Origin of the sequence: Microcoleus sp. N9_B4, from assembly GCF_036701635.1 — a bacterium.
Taxonomy (GTDB): Bacteria; Cyanobacteriota; Cyanobacteriia; order Cyanobacteriales; family Microcoleaceae; genus Microcoleus.
Map to the genome: position 1 here is coordinate 117,662 of NZ_JAUBRC010000007.1, position 14,208 is coordinate 131,869.

General features: G+C 46.1%; 11 protein-coding genes. 9 read left to right on the plus strand and 2 right to left on the minus strand.

All coding sequences use genetic code 11. From position 1 onward, the window contains the following. Nucleotides 1-290: 290 nt before the first annotated feature. From QUA43_RS06845 to QUA43_RS06865, 5 genes are all read left to right on the plus strand, one after another. Nucleotides 291-1,445, plus strand: a complete 1,155-nt coding sequence (locus QUA43_RS06845; protein WP_333372182.1) for a 30S ribosomal protein S1 — start codon at nucleotides 291-293, stop codon at nucleotides 1,443-1,445. Between the two features lie 498 nt (nucleotides 1,446-1,943). Beyond that, complete coding sequence (locus tag QUA43_RS06850) at nucleotides 1,944-3,353, plus strand: adenylate/guanylate cyclase domain-containing protein (RefSeq protein ID WP_333372184.1); 1,410 nt, start codon at nucleotides 1,944-1,946, stop codon at nucleotides 3,351-3,353. 239 nt (nucleotides 3,354-3,592) lie between these two features. Continuing rightward, nucleotides 3,593-7,807 (plus strand): chemotaxis protein CheB, encoded by a 4,215-nt coding sequence (locus QUA43_RS06855; RefSeq protein WP_333372186.1) that lies wholly within the window; start codon nucleotides 3,593-3,595, stop codon nucleotides 7,805-7,807. A gap of 166 nt (nucleotides 7,808-7,973) precedes the next feature. Next, nucleotides 7,974-8,357, plus strand: coding sequence for an endonuclease domain-containing protein (locus QUA43_RS06860; RefSeq protein WP_333372188.1), 384 nt, complete (start codon nucleotides 7,974-7,976; stop codon nucleotides 8,355-8,357). A 195-nt stretch (nucleotides 8,358-8,552) separates the two neighbouring features. Next, a complete protein-coding gene (locus QUA43_RS06865; RefSeq protein ID WP_333372190.1) occupies nucleotides 8,553-9,293 on the plus strand; it encodes an HAD family hydrolase in 741 nt (246 codons plus the stop codon). Between the two features lie 197 nt (nucleotides 9,294-9,490). Here the strand turns inward: QUA43_RS06865 and QUA43_RS06870 are convergent, their stop codons facing one another. Then, entirely contained in the window at nucleotides 9,491-9,982 is a 492-nt protein-coding gene (locus QUA43_RS06870; protein WP_333372191.1) for an N-acetyltransferase family protein, read from the minus strand. Nucleotides 9,983-10,112: 130 nt separating this feature from the next. Further along, nucleotides 10,113-11,186, minus strand: coding sequence for a tRNA (adenosine(37)-N6)-threonylcarbamoyltransferase complex transferase subunit TsaD (gene tsaD, locus QUA43_RS06875; RefSeq protein WP_333372193.1), 1,074 nt, complete (start codon nucleotides 11,184-11,186; stop codon nucleotides 10,113-10,115). Nucleotides 11,187-11,517: 331 nt separating this feature from the next. Here tsaD and QUA43_RS06880 point away from each other — a divergent pair, with 331 nt between their 5' ends. The 4 genes from QUA43_RS06880 to ilvN all read left to right on the plus strand — a co-directional run bounded on the left by QUA43_RS06880 (nucleotide 11,518) and on the right by ilvN (nucleotide 14,199). Further along, a complete protein-coding gene (locus tag QUA43_RS06880) occupies nucleotides 11,518-12,006 on the plus strand; it encodes a Photosystem I reaction center subunit III (protein ID WP_333372195.1) in 489 nt (162 codons plus the stop codon). 117 nt (nucleotides 12,007-12,123) lie between these two features. Next, complete coding sequence (psaJ, locus tag QUA43_RS06885; protein WP_333037175.1) at nucleotides 12,124-12,252, plus strand: photosystem I reaction center subunit IX; 129 nt, start codon at nucleotides 12,124-12,126, stop codon at nucleotides 12,250-12,252. Between the two features lie 262 nt (nucleotides 12,253-12,514). Next, nucleotides 12,515-13,327 (plus strand): carbon-nitrogen hydrolase family protein, encoded by an 813-nt coding sequence (locus QUA43_RS06890; RefSeq protein WP_333372197.1) that lies wholly within the window; start codon nucleotides 12,515-12,517, stop codon nucleotides 13,325-13,327. Nucleotides 13,328-13,680: 353 nt separating this feature from the next. Next, the gene (ilvN, locus tag QUA43_RS06895; protein WP_039887977.1) at nucleotides 13,681-14,199 is read left to right on the plus strand and encodes an acetolactate synthase small subunit; all 519 of its coding nucleotides are present in this window, start codon (nucleotides 13,681-13,683) and stop codon (nucleotides 14,197-14,199) included. The last annotated feature ends 9 nt before the right edge of the window (nucleotides 14,200-14,208 follow it).

Sequence of the window (14,208 nt, forward strand, 5' to 3'; positions counted from 1 at the left end):
TCCTGTCGCCAGCAAGTCGGCTCGTTGAACGAAGAATCTCAGTTTATTTATACCTGAGAGTGTCAAAATGGTCTACTTGACTCGGAATGTTAAGATTCAACGTTTTAACACAGAGTATGGAGTAACAGTAAAGGCAAGCGCTGGTGTGCAGTTGCACCCGGCAAAAGTTAGCAAAAACTGACTTTAGTAAAAGATTTGGAAAAAAGTTAATCGCTTTTTCACCAAAATCTCGAATATCTGCCGGCACAAACGAAAAACATGAAGGAGAGAAATCCTAGGAAACTATTCGCATGGTCAATCTCAAAACCACAGTCAAAGACATCGGCTTTACTCACGAAGATTTTGCAGCCCTACTTGATAAATATGACTATCACTTTAGCCCGGGCGATGTAGTAGCGGGTACAGTTTTTAGTATAGAACCCAGGGGCGCTCTGATTGATATCGGTGCTAAAACAGCAGCGTACATTCCCATTCAGGAAATGTCCATCAATCGAGTGGAAAGCCCTGAAGAGGTATTGCAATCAAACGAAACCAGAGAATTTTTCATTCTAACCGATGAAAATGAAGACGGACAATTAACCCTGTCCATCCGGCGCATCGAGTATATGCGGGCGTGGGAAAGAGTGCGACAACTGCAAGCAGAAGATGCCACAGTACGATCGCAAGTATTTGCCACCAACCGCGGCGGCGCACTCGTGAGAATAGAAGGCTTGCGAGGCTTTATTCCCGGTTCTCATATAAGTACCCGCAAACCGAAGGAAGAATTAGTCGCCGAAGAATTACCATTAAAATTCTTAGAGGTAGACGAAGACCGCAACCGCCTAGTGTTGAGTCATCGTCGCGCCTTAGTTGAGCGCAAGATGAACCGCCTCGAAGTCGGGGAAGTGGTCATCGGTACAGTACGCGGTATCAAGCCTTACGGTGCCTTTATCGACATCGGCGGCGTCAGCGGCTTGCTGCACATCTCAGAAATTTCACACGATCACATCGATACGCCTCATAGCGTCTTCAATGTCAACGACGAAGTGAAAGTGATGATCATTGACTTGGATGCCGAGAGGGGCCGGATTTCTCTCTCCACTAAGCAATTGGAACCGGAACCGGGCGCGATGGTCAAAAATCGCGAATTGGTGTACGAAAAAGCTGAAGAAATGGCAGCTAAGTTCCGCGAGAAAATGCTGGCTCAAAAGCAAGCTAAAGCAGGCATAGATATTCCTGTAGACTCGATCGATGTTGATGATGACCTCTCCGACGAACTCGAAGATGTTCCCTCAGCAATGGAAGAGGATCTGCCGGAAGTAGCACCGGAAGCAGCACCGGAAGCAGCACCGGAAGCAGCAGCCGAAGCAGCACCCGAAGCAGCACCGGAAGCAGCAGCCGAAGCAGCACCCGAAGCAGTATTAGATGTAGTAGAGGAAGAAATCCCTCCTGCGACGGAAGAATAACATCGCAGTTAGTGTGTGATTAAAAGAGGGAAAATTCCCTCTTTTTTTTTGAGTTAGTTATTAGTCATTATATCAATTCCGGTTGCACTCCTTATTATTGTTGACTGTTGACTGTTGACTGTTGACTGTTGACGGGCGGGTCGAAAAACTGAAGGGTTGAGTGTTAATTGTTGACTCGATTTTATTATTCCGATGCCACCGGAAACGATATTAGTCGCTGTTGGGTTGTTAACAATTACCAATTGCCAATTACCGAGATTTAAGATGTTTCTGTAGAGAGATGCAGCGATCGCACTTTGAATTAATACAAGTTGCAGATCGCTCTGCCTAAATAGGCATAGCCTTTATGCTGCTAATTTGTTAAGATTTACAAACATCAGGGACATCCGCACAAGTGCGAACTCATCAGCATTCTCAGGCAAGAACCAACGAGACAAACAAATTACACAAAATAATACTTAGAAATTTCTTGCCCTGACGCTCATAGGCAAGCGGATCATGAACATCGAACTATTAAAAGAAAAATTAGAACTGCTTAAAAAACGTCCTAATTCTAGCAAAGGAACGATCGACCAAATCGAAAACTGGTTAACCGGTTCCCACATTTTGCAGAGATTGCGGATTAACCCTTACTACCTAGCAGGCGATACAGTCAAGAATATTAAAAGAATTACTTCCGAATTTCTGCACGGAGTGAAAGCCGGCGCCTTTGACTTGCACTGGGATATTCACTGCCCCCACTGCAACATGATTACAGAAGAATTTAAGGATTTGACAGACACATCAGAAATGTCTTTTTGCCCGATGTGCGATCGCGAGTTTAAAATTGATTTGCTCGATCGCGTCGAAGTTACTTTTTCCCTCAACAAAGAAATCGAAGACCCGCAACTGCGGCCCGTCTGCGCTCCCCCTCCCGTACTCCAGAGCAAACTGCAACTGGTAACGCCTTTATACTGCACCGAATCGGAGATTGTTACCTTAGAAAACGGTCGATATCGCTACTGCTGTCCCCTCACTTTAGCTAAAGGGATTTTAAAGGTTGAAGGCGAAGAAACAGAAGAGATACAAGAAATTAAACTCCAGCAGTTGGCCGGCCCAGATTTCGATAAAAAAGAGCTGGCCGTGCGTCCCGGAAAAGTTAAGCTCGAATTAACTAATACCGATCACAATTTGTCGGGGCTGATTTTGCATTCAGATGAATTGCTCGATGAACTGACCTTAGAACAACTGCCCATGCGGCTGTCAGGAATGCAACTGCTTCATCACCCGGATTATAAGCGTTTGTTCGGCGATCAAGTAATCTCAGAAAGAGAGCGAGTCAAGATTCGGGCGATTACTATTATGTTTACTGATATTACCGGTTCTACCAGAATGTACGAAACACTGGGAGATACCAAAGCTTACAATATTGTGCGCGATCATTTTGAAATTTTCTTTGAGTCGATCGAGAAATTTGGCGGTAAAGTCATTAAAACCATCGGCGATGCTGTCATGGCTTCCTTTATCAGCAACGAACAAGCAATTATGGCGGCCACTGGTGCTGTAGCCTGTTTGAGAGAGTATAACTCAACTCGCCAACCAAAAGAGTGGATTCAAGTCAGGATTGGCATTCACCGAGGTACGGCTTTGCTGGTAAATCTTAATAATTCGATCGACTATTTTGGCTCGACAGTCAACAAAGCCGCCCGCATTCAAAATCTTTCTAAAAGTGACGAAGTTTCATTTTCCGAAGAAGTTTATCATGACCAAGCATTTTTAAGTGCATTAAAAGCTGCTGGAGTCTCCGAAATTCAAAAGCGAGTTGAAGATTTAAAAGGAATACAAGGCGCACAAGTCGCTTTTACTGCTAGAATTAATACGGAATCAGTAATCGCACTTTCTGCTACACTGGTTGCTGAAAAAAACTAAGTAGGCAAGCAAATAAATACTACTTGGTTATTACCAGCCTCTAGTAGCGATCGCCCCAACAGCATATAGCATTGTTCGATAGCGCTCAGCTCATGGCTCCCACACTCTAGCTCATCCTTAATGGAGCTTGATAATGCCGATAACTTAAGTACACTTTGATAAAAATAGTCCGAATTACTCAGCCTTACGCTTGCCCGGTATCTATTGTACTAAATAACTGAAGTCGAGGGCTTCACATTATGACTTCTCCTCAATTATCTCCAGAAAATACACTCGAATCGATCGCACCAGCCGCCCTCGACAGCGAACAATTAACCGAAATTGATGCCCCCTTTCCGATTGTCGGGATTGCCGCCTCAGCAGGAGGGTTGGAAGCATTCACGGGGTTACTCAGCCATCTACCCATCGATACGGGTATGGCGTTTGTGCTGATTCAGCATTTAGATCCCAATCACAAAAGTCTGCTGAGCGAGATTCTCGCGAGAACGACGCAAATGCCTGTGAATGAGGTAGAAGACGGCGTAGTTGTAGAGCCCAATCAAGTCTACGTTATTCCGCCCAACACCAAGATGGTGCTATCGAAAGGCGTGCTGCAACTATCACCCCGCGAGAAGATTTATGGCAAATATATGCCGGGAGATGCGTTTTTTACCTCCTTGGCGATCGATCGCGGGCACAAAGCAATCGCCGTAGTTTTATCCGGGGGAGACGGAGACGGTTCACTGGGGCTCAAGGCAATCAAAGCAGCCGGAGGCATGACTTTTGCTCAATGTCAAAGCACAGCAAAATTCGATAGTATGCCGAATACCGCTGTTGCCACAGGCAATGTCGATTTCGTTCTGCCACCGGAAAAAATTGCCGAGGAACTGGGAAACTACAGTCACAATCCCCTTCTCACTGGCCCGCTTCCCATGACAAAAGTTGAGGAATCGCCCGAACATGGAGATGCCCTGGCAACTATTTTTGGGCTGCTGAAATCCACCACAGGCGTTGATTTTAGCCACTACAAACCCACGACGATCGCTCGACGCATCCAGCGACGGATGGTGTTGTACAAGCTGGAAACCTTGAATGATTACGCCCAACATCTTCGACACCATTCGGCTGAAGTCACAGCCCTGTATGAAGAAATCCTGATCCACGTTACCAGTTTTTTCCGCGATCCCGAAGCCTTTGAAAAATTAAAAGAACTGGTTTTCCCCACGATTACCAAAAATAAATCGGCCGAAACTCCGATTCGGATTTGGGTGGCGGGATGTTCGACAGGTGAAGAAGTTTATTCGATCGCCATTTGCTTGTTAGAGTTTTTGGGCGATCGAGCCATCCAGCCACCGATCCAGATTTTTGCCACGGACATTGGCGAACAGGCAATTGGCAAAGCGAGGTCTGGCTTCTACTCAGAAAACCAGATGGTAGATGTTTCACCAGAACGACGTACTCGTTTCTTTATTGCCGAAGCAAGAGGTAGCTATAGAATCACCAAGGCAGTCCGCGAACTCTGTGTATTTGCCCGACAAGACTTAGGCAGCGATCCGCCTTTTTCCAATATCGATTTAGTTAGCTGTCGCAATGTGCTGATCTACTTGGGAGAGTCATTGCAAAAAAAAGTGATGCCGATTTTTCATTACAGTCTCAACCCAACGGGCTTTCTCCTGTTAGGCACTTCTGAGAGTACCGGAGAATTTTCCTACTTGTTTACTTCATTGGATAAAAAGTCTAAAATTTATGCCAAAAAGTTGACTGGGACTCGTCCCAATTTTTCGTTTACGCCGAGTTCCTATCCTGTCGCTAAAACACGTGAACGGCAGGAAGTCAAGGACAATTTGACGAATAGCTTGGATTTACAACAAGAAACTGACCAACTGATTTTAAATCGATATGCCCCAGCCAGTGTGGTTGTCAACGAGCAGATGAAAATCCTGCAAGTGCGGGGAGACATCGATCCTTACTTGAGAGTGGTAGCCGGAACGCCCGACTTAAACTTGCTGGCAATGGCAAGGGCAGGCTTGCTGGTTGAGCTTCGCACCGCGATTTATCAGGCACAAACGCAGAACGTAACCATTAGGAAAGAAAGGGTATTGCTTGAATCGGGCGGACGATCGAGTATCGTCAATTTTGAGGTGATTCCGTTCCAGCCACAGGCAGCCGAAGGACGCTACTTTTTGGTGGTATTTGAAGAGGCTTCACCCCCGGTGCTTAACTTCAGCACTCTCCCTTCGGAAAGCTTGGAGCAAGCTGATTTAGTGCGCGAAATTGAGCTGCTGAGGCAGCAACTTGCAGTCGCTAACCAAGAAAAAACTGTGGCTCAAGCCCAACTGCAAGCGGTGATCCAGGATCAGGAAAGTCTCAACCAAGACCTCAAAGTTGCCAACGAAGAAATCCTATCGAGCAACGAGGAGTTGCAAAGCACCAATGAGGAGTTAGAAACTGCCAAAGAAGAGATTCAAGCCACTAACGAGGAACTCACTACCACTAACGATGAACTTCGCAGCCGCAATATTGAACAAAGTCTGGTGAATAACGATCTGATAAATTTGCTTTCCAGTATCAATATCCCTATTTTAATGCTGACAAACGATTTACAGATTCGACGCTTTACGCCAACGGCACAGCAAATTTTTAGTGTGATTCCCACAGATGTTGGACGACCTTTTAGCGACATCCGCTCAACTCTGAACGTTCCTGAATTAGAACAGATGATTTTGGAGGTGATTGATACTCTCCAGACGAAAGAACAAGAAATTCAAACTTTATCGGGATATTGGTACAACCTCCGCATTCGTCCTTACCGGACAACGGAAAACCAGATTGACGGTGTGGTGATAGTTTTGCTCGATATTGATGCTCTTAAACGCAGTGCCAGAACCTTGGAGGAGGCCCGAAACTATGCTGAAACCATTGTGGAAACTGTGCAAACGCCTTTAGTCGTCCTAGATGCTGATTTCCGAGTGAATAAAGCAAATCGCTCGTTCTATGAAATGTTTCAGGTTTCACCGTCAGAAATAGCAAAATCTTCGCTGTTTGAGCTAGGCAACGGGCAGTGGAATATCCCCCAAGTGCGATGGATTCTGGAAGATATTCTGGTTAGTGATGTTCAGCTTGAAAACTTTGAGTTGGATCACCTGTTTGAGCAGATCGGGCAGAAAACCATGCTGCTGAATGCTTGTAAACTTGAACGAGAAGACCAAGCTTTAATGATTCTGTTGTCGATCGAGGATATCACGCAGCGCAAGCAGTTTGAGACAGTACGATCGCAGTTATTACTGCAGGAACAGTTTGCCCGCCACCAGGCAGAAACAGCCAACCGTAGTAAAGATGAATTTCTGGCGAATCTCTCCCACGAATTACGCAATCCTTTGACTCCGATCCTGGGCTGGTCACAAATTCTGCGTTCCGGGAAACTGAAGGAGGCAGCCGTTAATAAGGCTCTAGAGGTGATCGAGCGCAGCGCGAGAGCGCAATCTCAATTAATCGAAGATATCCTGGATATTTCCCGGATTACCAGTGGCAAGCTTCAACTGTGCATTGGTCCGATGGATCTGCGGTTAGTGGTGCAAGCTGCGCTGGAGGGGATTCAATTATCAGCCGAAGCAAAAAACATTCAAATTGTTTCGCAGTTGATATCTACGACTGTTTTAGGGGATATCAATCGCTTGCAGCAAGTTGTGTGGAATCTTCTGTCTAATTCCATTAAGTTTACTCCCGCGGGGGGACGAGTGGAAATCATGCTATCGACGATCGAGAATCATGCTCAACTTCGAGTCAGCGATACGGGAAAAGGCATTGAGGCACAATTTTTGCCGTATATTTTTGATCGTTTCCATCAAGGCGATGCCAGCAGCACTAAGGCGAATCAAGGGCTGGGATTGGGTTTATCGATCGTGCGTCACCTGGTTGAATTGCACGGGGGAACGGTGCAAGCCGAAAGTCCGGGTGAGGAACAAGGAACTACAATGACTGTGAGATTGCCGTTGCGATCGCTGCCTCAAGAGTTGACAGCGGCGATCGATTTAAAGTCAACTGCTTTGGTAGAGCCTTTAAACGCCTCTAGCGATCGCGTCCCCTCTCTAGAAGGCTTGCACATCTTAGCCGTAGACGATCAGATCGATACGCGCGACTTCTTACAATTTGTGCTTGAAGGCTACGGGGCGGAGGTTTTGGCAGTTGCATCTGCCAGAAGTGCGATCGCTGCTTTGACTGAAAATCCGGGCAGATATGACGTGCTAGTCTCCGATATCGGAATGCCAGAGGAAGATGGGTATTTCTTAATTCGAGAAGTGCGAGCTCTTACTGCGGAAGCCGGAGGAGAAATCCCCGCCGCGGCGCTGACTGCCTATGCGAGCGATAAAGAACGCGAAAGGGCGATCGAAGCTGGTTTTCAAAGGCATATGGTTAAGCCGATCCAGCCGGTTGTACTAGGATTAATGGTTGCCAATTTAGCCGGAAGATATTAATTGATTTGGAGTTTTGATTTATGATGTTTGAGATTAGATTAGGCAGTTAAACTCTTGTCCCCCGGAGATCCCCCTAAATCCCCCTTAAGAAGGGGGACTTTGAGTGCTTCATGTCCCCCCCTTCTTAAGGGGGGCTAGGGGGGATCTCCGGATCGAGATTAGGAGGATGATGACCCAATTAAACGACTCGAATTTCCACCTACCTTACAACCCAAAACTCATCCCTATCGCCAAGGAAATTCGGAAAAATCCAACTCCAGCCGAAAAGAAACTGTGGGAAGATTTTCTGAAAAATTTCCCTTTTAGAGTTTTGAGACAGCGACCGATCGACAATTTTATTGTAGATTTTTATTGTGCTGCTTTAAGATTGGTAATTGAGGTTGATGGCGAGAGTCATTTTACTGAACAGGGGAAACAATATGATGCGGAAAGAACAGGAATTTTCGAGGGGTATGGACTGCAAGTTGTTAGGTTTACGAATGTTGATGTGTTGCAGTGTTTTGAGGGAGTTTGTCAGGAGTTGTTGGGTGCGTGCGATCGTCATTATTAGGGCCAGATATCCCCTAACCCTCCTTAATAAGGGGGACAAGAGTACGATATATCTCGTAATAGTTAAGGCCAGATCCCCCCTAGCCCCCCTTAATAAGGGGGGGACAAGAGAGTTATGTTGCGCTAAAAAAAATTGCTAAAAATAGCACAATATGAGACCATACAAAAAAATATAAATATTACGGAGTTCAGATTCTTGGTAACTATTAAATGTCGGGGCCTTACCTTCTCGAATATCCAAGCCGTAATCTTTGACAAAGACGGCACTCTAGAGGATTCTCAAGAATTTTTGAGATTGTTGGGAATTAAGCGATCGCGCCTCGCAGACGCTCAAATTCCGGGCGTTGGAGAGCCTTTACAAATGGCTTTCGGCATCGAAGCTGGCAGCATCGACCCCACGGGCTTGCTAGCAGTCGGTAGTCGTAGGGAAAATGAGATTGTGGCGGCGGGATACATCGCCGAAACCGGCAGAGGATGGCTGGAATCTTTAACTATTGCGCGCCGCGCTTTTGACGAAGCTGACGAAATGTTTAAAAATAGTGCTGTTTCTCCTTTATTTGTCGGCAGTTTGGAAGTGCTGAAATATCTTTCGGAAGCGGGTTTAAAACTGGGAATTCTTTCGGCTGCTACAACCGAATCGGTGCAGAAATTTGTGAAACACCACGCATTAGCCGAGTGGATTCAGTTAGAAATGGGAGTGGATTCAACGGTTCATAAACCCGATCCGAAATTGTTTTTGCAGGCTTGTGAGAAACTTGGAGTAAATCCCGCAGCAACTTTGATGGTGGGAGATTCAGCGGGCGATATTCAGATGGGTAAAAATGCGGGCGCGGCTGGCTGTATCGGGATTTGTTGGGGAAAGGCCCAGGTGAGTCATTTGGAAAATGCTGATGTGGCGATCGTATCTTTGGATGAAATTACAATTTTAGCAGATTGAGCAAACATCAGAGCCTGGAAAATCTCGCTTCTACGGTAGTCTCGATCCCCCTAAATCCCCCTTAAGAAGGGGGACTTTGAGCGCTTCCTGTCCCCCCCTTCTTAAGGGGGGCTAGGGGGGATCGAGGCCTAATCGTCAAACAGCAGACCGGTATTACGTTTGACCTTAAGTTGACACCAATTGGCATTGCCGTTTCCCTACAGACAACGCAAACCCAGAATTACGACATCTCTTTCAACGCCGTCAAGTTCGGCAACTTGTGGCAGATATCCCCACCGCTGAAAGCCAAATTTCTCAAACAATCTTACACTCGGCTGATTGTGAGCAAAAATTATTCCTATGAGAGTTTTAAGCTTCAATTCTGGACTCCGCACAATTGCCGATTGCAATAAATTTTGTCCGATTCCGCAGCGTTGGCGATCGGGTGTGACGTAGATGCTAACTTCTGCTGTATGCTGATAGGCAGCGCGTCCGTAGAAAAGCTGAAAACTCAGCCAGCCAACAATATTTTGTTCTGATTCCATTACCCAAATCGGCCAGGAATTGGGGGAGTGTTCTCTGTACCACGGGAGGCGGCTTTCAACTGAGACTGGTTTTAAATCTGCTGTGGCCATTCTGCCCGGTATTGCTGCGTTATATATTTGGACAATTGCTGGCAAATCGCTTTCTTCTGCGTCGCGGATTTTCATCGTTGAGTTGACTGTTAACTGTTGACTGTTGACTGTTGGCTGTTGACTGTTGACTGTTGACTGTTGACTGTTGGCTGTTGACTAATGACTAATAACTAATGACTAATAACTGATGACTAATGACTAATAACTAATGACTCTTGTACAGTTCCATAATATCGCTGACAGCCATTCTTGAATTTGCTCCCAAAGTCAGCGGCGATGTGTGTCCTCGCTGCAAGTGTTCGGCCGCCGCACAGCCAATCATTGCTGCGTTGTCTGTACAATATTTTAATGGGGGAAACAATACTCGCAAGTTGTGTTTTGCTGCTGCTGCTTGTAAGTGTTTTCGGAGTCCGCTGTTTGCTGCAACTCCGCCGCCGACTACAATAGTGGTAAGCCCGAAATTTACCGCACAGTCGATCGCTCTTTTTGTTAAACCCTTAGCTACAGTTTCCTGAAAGCTGGCCGCAATATCATTAATTGTAGAGGCAGGCAAGATGCCTTCGGCACCCACATTGTTATTTTGTTTCTTGAGTTTCTGTACTAATTGCAAAACTGCGGTTTTCAACCCGCTAAAACTACTGTCGTAAGGATGATAGCCACCACCAGGCAGCGAAATTCTGCCTTCTGGTAGCGGGTATGCTTGGGGATTGCCAAGGGCGGCCAATTTGTCAATCAGCGGCCCGCCCGGATATCCTAGCTGCAACAGTCTCGCGACTTTATCAAAAGCTTCGCCGGCGGCGTCGTCGCGTGTGTGTCCTACAGTTTCATAAACGCCACAATCTTTGACGTAAATAAAGCTAGTGTGTCCCCCGGAAACTAACAAACACAAAAACGGTGGCTGCAAGTCGGGTTCGGTAAGGTAAGAAGCGTAGATGTGCCCTTCGAGGTGGTGGACGCCTAAAAAAGGTTTTTGATGGACGATTGCCAAGCTTTTCGCCGCTGTCAGCCCGACTAACAATGCACCTACTAAACCGGGGGCACAAGTCGCTGCAATGCCGTCAATTTCTGACCAACTCAGGTTTGCTTCACCGAGACACTGGGCAATTACCTGATTGAGCATTTCTAGGTGACTCCGGGAAGCCACTTCCGGCACTACCCCGCCATACTGCTCGTGGATTTTAATTTGCGATGCTACAACATTGCTGCAAACTTGACGATTCTTAACAATTGCTGCTGCTGTTTCGTCACAACTTGTTTCGATTGCGAAAATGGTTGCCATTAACTGGTAATTTTATTTGATAGGTTAGTTATTGCTAGCTTAACTAATTCGGCGCAAGTCCCCCGCTATACCTGTACTCAGGTTATTGTTAAGGGATTTTTGCCCGATCGACAGGTAAGGTCATCATCTGATGCAAGGAAGGAATATCCTCGCGGTATTGCTAGCTCAGCATTGACCTATGAAAACGCGAATCCCTCATTCTATTGGGTTTTGCCGCATCACTGATGGATACTTTTAGACTGTCAACAAATGCGGTAATCTGGATTCCAGATCGGCAAGTTGAAATGCTTGTACAAAAACTTATTGTTTTGTAACAAAAGGAAACAATTCCATGCGACGATTGTTTGCTGCAATTTTAGTGTTGAGTGTCTGGATCAGTTTTGCTCCAGTTGCTTCGGCTTACAATTTAGTGCCGTGCAAAGACTCTCCCGAATTCAAAGAACTGGCTAAAAATGCACGTTCTACCAATGGCGACCCCGCATCTGCGAAAGCAAGATTCGAGCGCTATTCTCAAGCTATGTGCGGCCCGGAAGGATACCCGCACTTAATCGTAGACGGCAACTTGAGCAAAGCAGGGGACTTTTTGATTCCTAGCATACTGTTCTTGTATATCGCAGGTTGGATTGGTTGGGTGGGCCGTTCTTATCTGCAAGTTACCAAAAAATCAGCAACCCCAGAGGAAAAAGAGATTATTATCGACGTTCCTTTGGCAATCCAATGTATGCTGGGCGGCGTTTTATGGCCTCTGGCAGCTCTCACATCAATCACCAGCGGTGAAATGTTTGCGAAGGACGACGAAATTACTGTTTCCCCCCGCTAAAATTGGGAAATGGAGAAGAGTTAATAGCTAATAGTTAAGTAATTAACTGGCAATTAGCAATTAGCCCTAGACCGATCGGCAATTACCAACTGTCTCGAATTTTCAGGAGCAGAATTCATGCAATACTTTGTCAAGTTTCTTTCGACAGCACCAGTATTGGCTATCCTTTGGATATCTATTCAAGCTGCGGCTTTAATTGAATTTAACCGCTTTTTCCCCGACCTGCTTTTCCATCCAATGCCTTAAGATTTGAGGGAAATTAGGTTGCAAAACCTAGGTAAAAGTTGAGAGTTTTGATTTTTGAATTATGAGTTACAGGTTAATTTAAAACTCAAATATCAAAACTCTCAAACCAGATTAGTTGGTGCAAGACCAGCGCAGAAATGGGAAAAGCCAAGAATATAAACTATTTAGTTATCAAATTAGTTGCCAATGACTAATGACTAATGACTAATGACTAATGACTCATGACTAATGACTAATGACTAATGACTAATATTGTGAATCGATGAAGTCTTATCTCGCCGCAGCAATTCAAATGACTAGCTTGCCTGACCTGCAAAAAAATTTGGTTCAGGCAGAGGAATTAATCGACCTGGCAGTGCGTCGGGGTGCGGAGTTAGTTTCCTTACCAGAAAATTTCTCGTTTATGGGAGAAGAGGAGGAAAAGATTGCTTCTTCAGAGGCGATCGGCCTCCAAAGCGAAAAATTCCTCAAAACAATGGCCCAACGGTTCCAGGTAACGATTCTGGGCGGCGGATTTCCCGTGCCGACTCCAGGGGGGAAGGTATACAATACTTGTTTGCTGGTAGACCCAAACGGCACTGAAGTGGCAAGGTACAGAAAAGTACATTTGTTCGATGTGGATGTTCCCGACGGCATTACTTACAGGGAATCGAACACTGTGAAAGCTGGTGAAGATTTGCCACCGGTTTATGTGTCGCCGGAGTTGGGGACGCTGGGACTTTCCGTGTGCTATGACGTGCGGTTCCCGGAAGTGTACAGGCATTTGTCGTACAAGGGGGCTGATATTTTGTTCGTGCCGGCGGCGTTTACTGCTTACACTGGCAAGGATCACTGGAAGGTTTTGTTGCAAGCTAGGGCGATCGAGAATACTTGTTATATGATTGCCCCGGCACAGACTGGACACCACTACGGCCGCCGTCAAACACACGGTCACGCGATGATTATAGACCCTTGGGGCGCGGTTTTGGCGGATGCTGGAGAGGAACCGGGTGTGGCGATCGCAGAAATTAATCCCGATCGACTAGAACAAGTCCGCCGCCAGATGCCATCTCTGCAACACCGGGTTTTTCTGTGAAGGAATTTTGAGACCAATTGGTCTCAAAATTTCAGTCCCCGTCAGCGACAAGACCTGAAAAGTTTTTATTCGATAAAGTAATTGTGTAGGTTCGTACACACAAGAACTTAGATCATGTGCGTGCGATCGACAACAATAAGCGGGTGGGGGCGGATTTACGCCGATCTATAAGTGATCATATTGTCGATCGGGCGTGACTCTGGCCCCGACAGCTTAATGATATTGTTTTTTCCTGCAGATGAACGGCCAATAACTCGCGATAAAATGTCTAAGGCAGGTTCAATGGGCGTGCACTTCTGCTAAAAGGTGAATTAGCGAAAGTAGAATTGCACGAAATGCGTCTTTTTGGAGAAATGAAACACACTCTTTCGGTTTTAGTTGAAGATGAAGCGGGTGTCCTCACTCGAATTGCTGGTTTGTTTGCCCGTCGGGGTTTTAATATTGAAAGTCTGGCCGTTGGCCCGGCGGAACAAGGGGGAGTGTCTCGGATTACGATGGTTGTACCCGGAGATGACCAAATTATCGAACAGTTGACAAAGCAACTGTACAAGTTGATTAACGTGCTTAAAGTTCAGGATATAACGGAAATTCCCTGTGTGGAACGGGAGTTGATGTTGCTGAAAGTTAATGCTGCTAGCGGGACGCGATCGGAGATAATTGAGTTAGCTCAAATTTTTAGAGCGCGAGTGGTGGATATTGGTGATGATACGCTGACATTGGAAGTTGTCGGAGATCCCGGTAAAATGGTGGCGATCGTCCAGGTTCTGAATAGATTTGGGATTAAGGAAATTGCTCGTACTGGGAAAATTGCCCTGACGCGGGAGTCGGGGGTAAATACTGAGTTTCTCAAGTCTTTGGAAGCGAAACTTTAAGTCAGGAGT

Coding starts and splice junctions, on each gene's coding strand:
- QUA43_RS06845 (WP_333372182.1), top strand. CDS start 291: ATGGTCAATCTCAAAACCACAGTCAAAGACATCGGCTTTACTCACGAA.
- QUA43_RS06855 (WP_333372186.1), top strand. CDS start 3,593: ATGACTTCTCCTCAATTATCTCCAGAAAATACACTCGAATCGATCGCA.
- QUA43_RS06860 (WP_333372188.1), top strand. CDS start 7,974: ATGATGACCCAATTAAACGACTCGAATTTCCACCTACCTTACAACCCA.
- QUA43_RS06870 (WP_333372191.1), bottom strand. CDS start 9,982: ATGAAAATCCGCGACGCAGAAGAAAGCGATTTGCCAGCAATTGTCCAA.
- QUA43_RS06890 (WP_333372197.1), top strand. CDS start 12,515: ATGAAGTCTTATCTCGCCGCAGCAATTCAAATGACTAGCTTGCCTGAC.
- QUA43_RS06880 (WP_333372195.1), top strand. CDS start 11,518: ATGCGACGATTGTTTGCTGCAATTTTAGTGTTGAGTGTCTGGATCAGT.
- tsaD (WP_333372193.1), bottom strand. CDS start 11,186: ATGGCAACCATTTTCGCAATCGAAACAAGTTGTGACGAAACAGCAGCA.
- ilvN (WP_039887977.1), top strand. CDS start 13,681: ATGAAACACACTCTTTCGGTTTTAGTTGAAGATGAAGCGGGTGTCCTC.
- psaJ (WP_333037175.1), top strand. CDS start 12,124: ATGCAATACTTTGTCAAGTTTCTTTCGACAGCACCAGTATTGGCTATC.
- QUA43_RS06850 (WP_333372184.1), top strand. CDS start 1,944: ATGAACATCGAACTATTAAAAGAAAAATTAGAACTGCTTAAAAAACGT.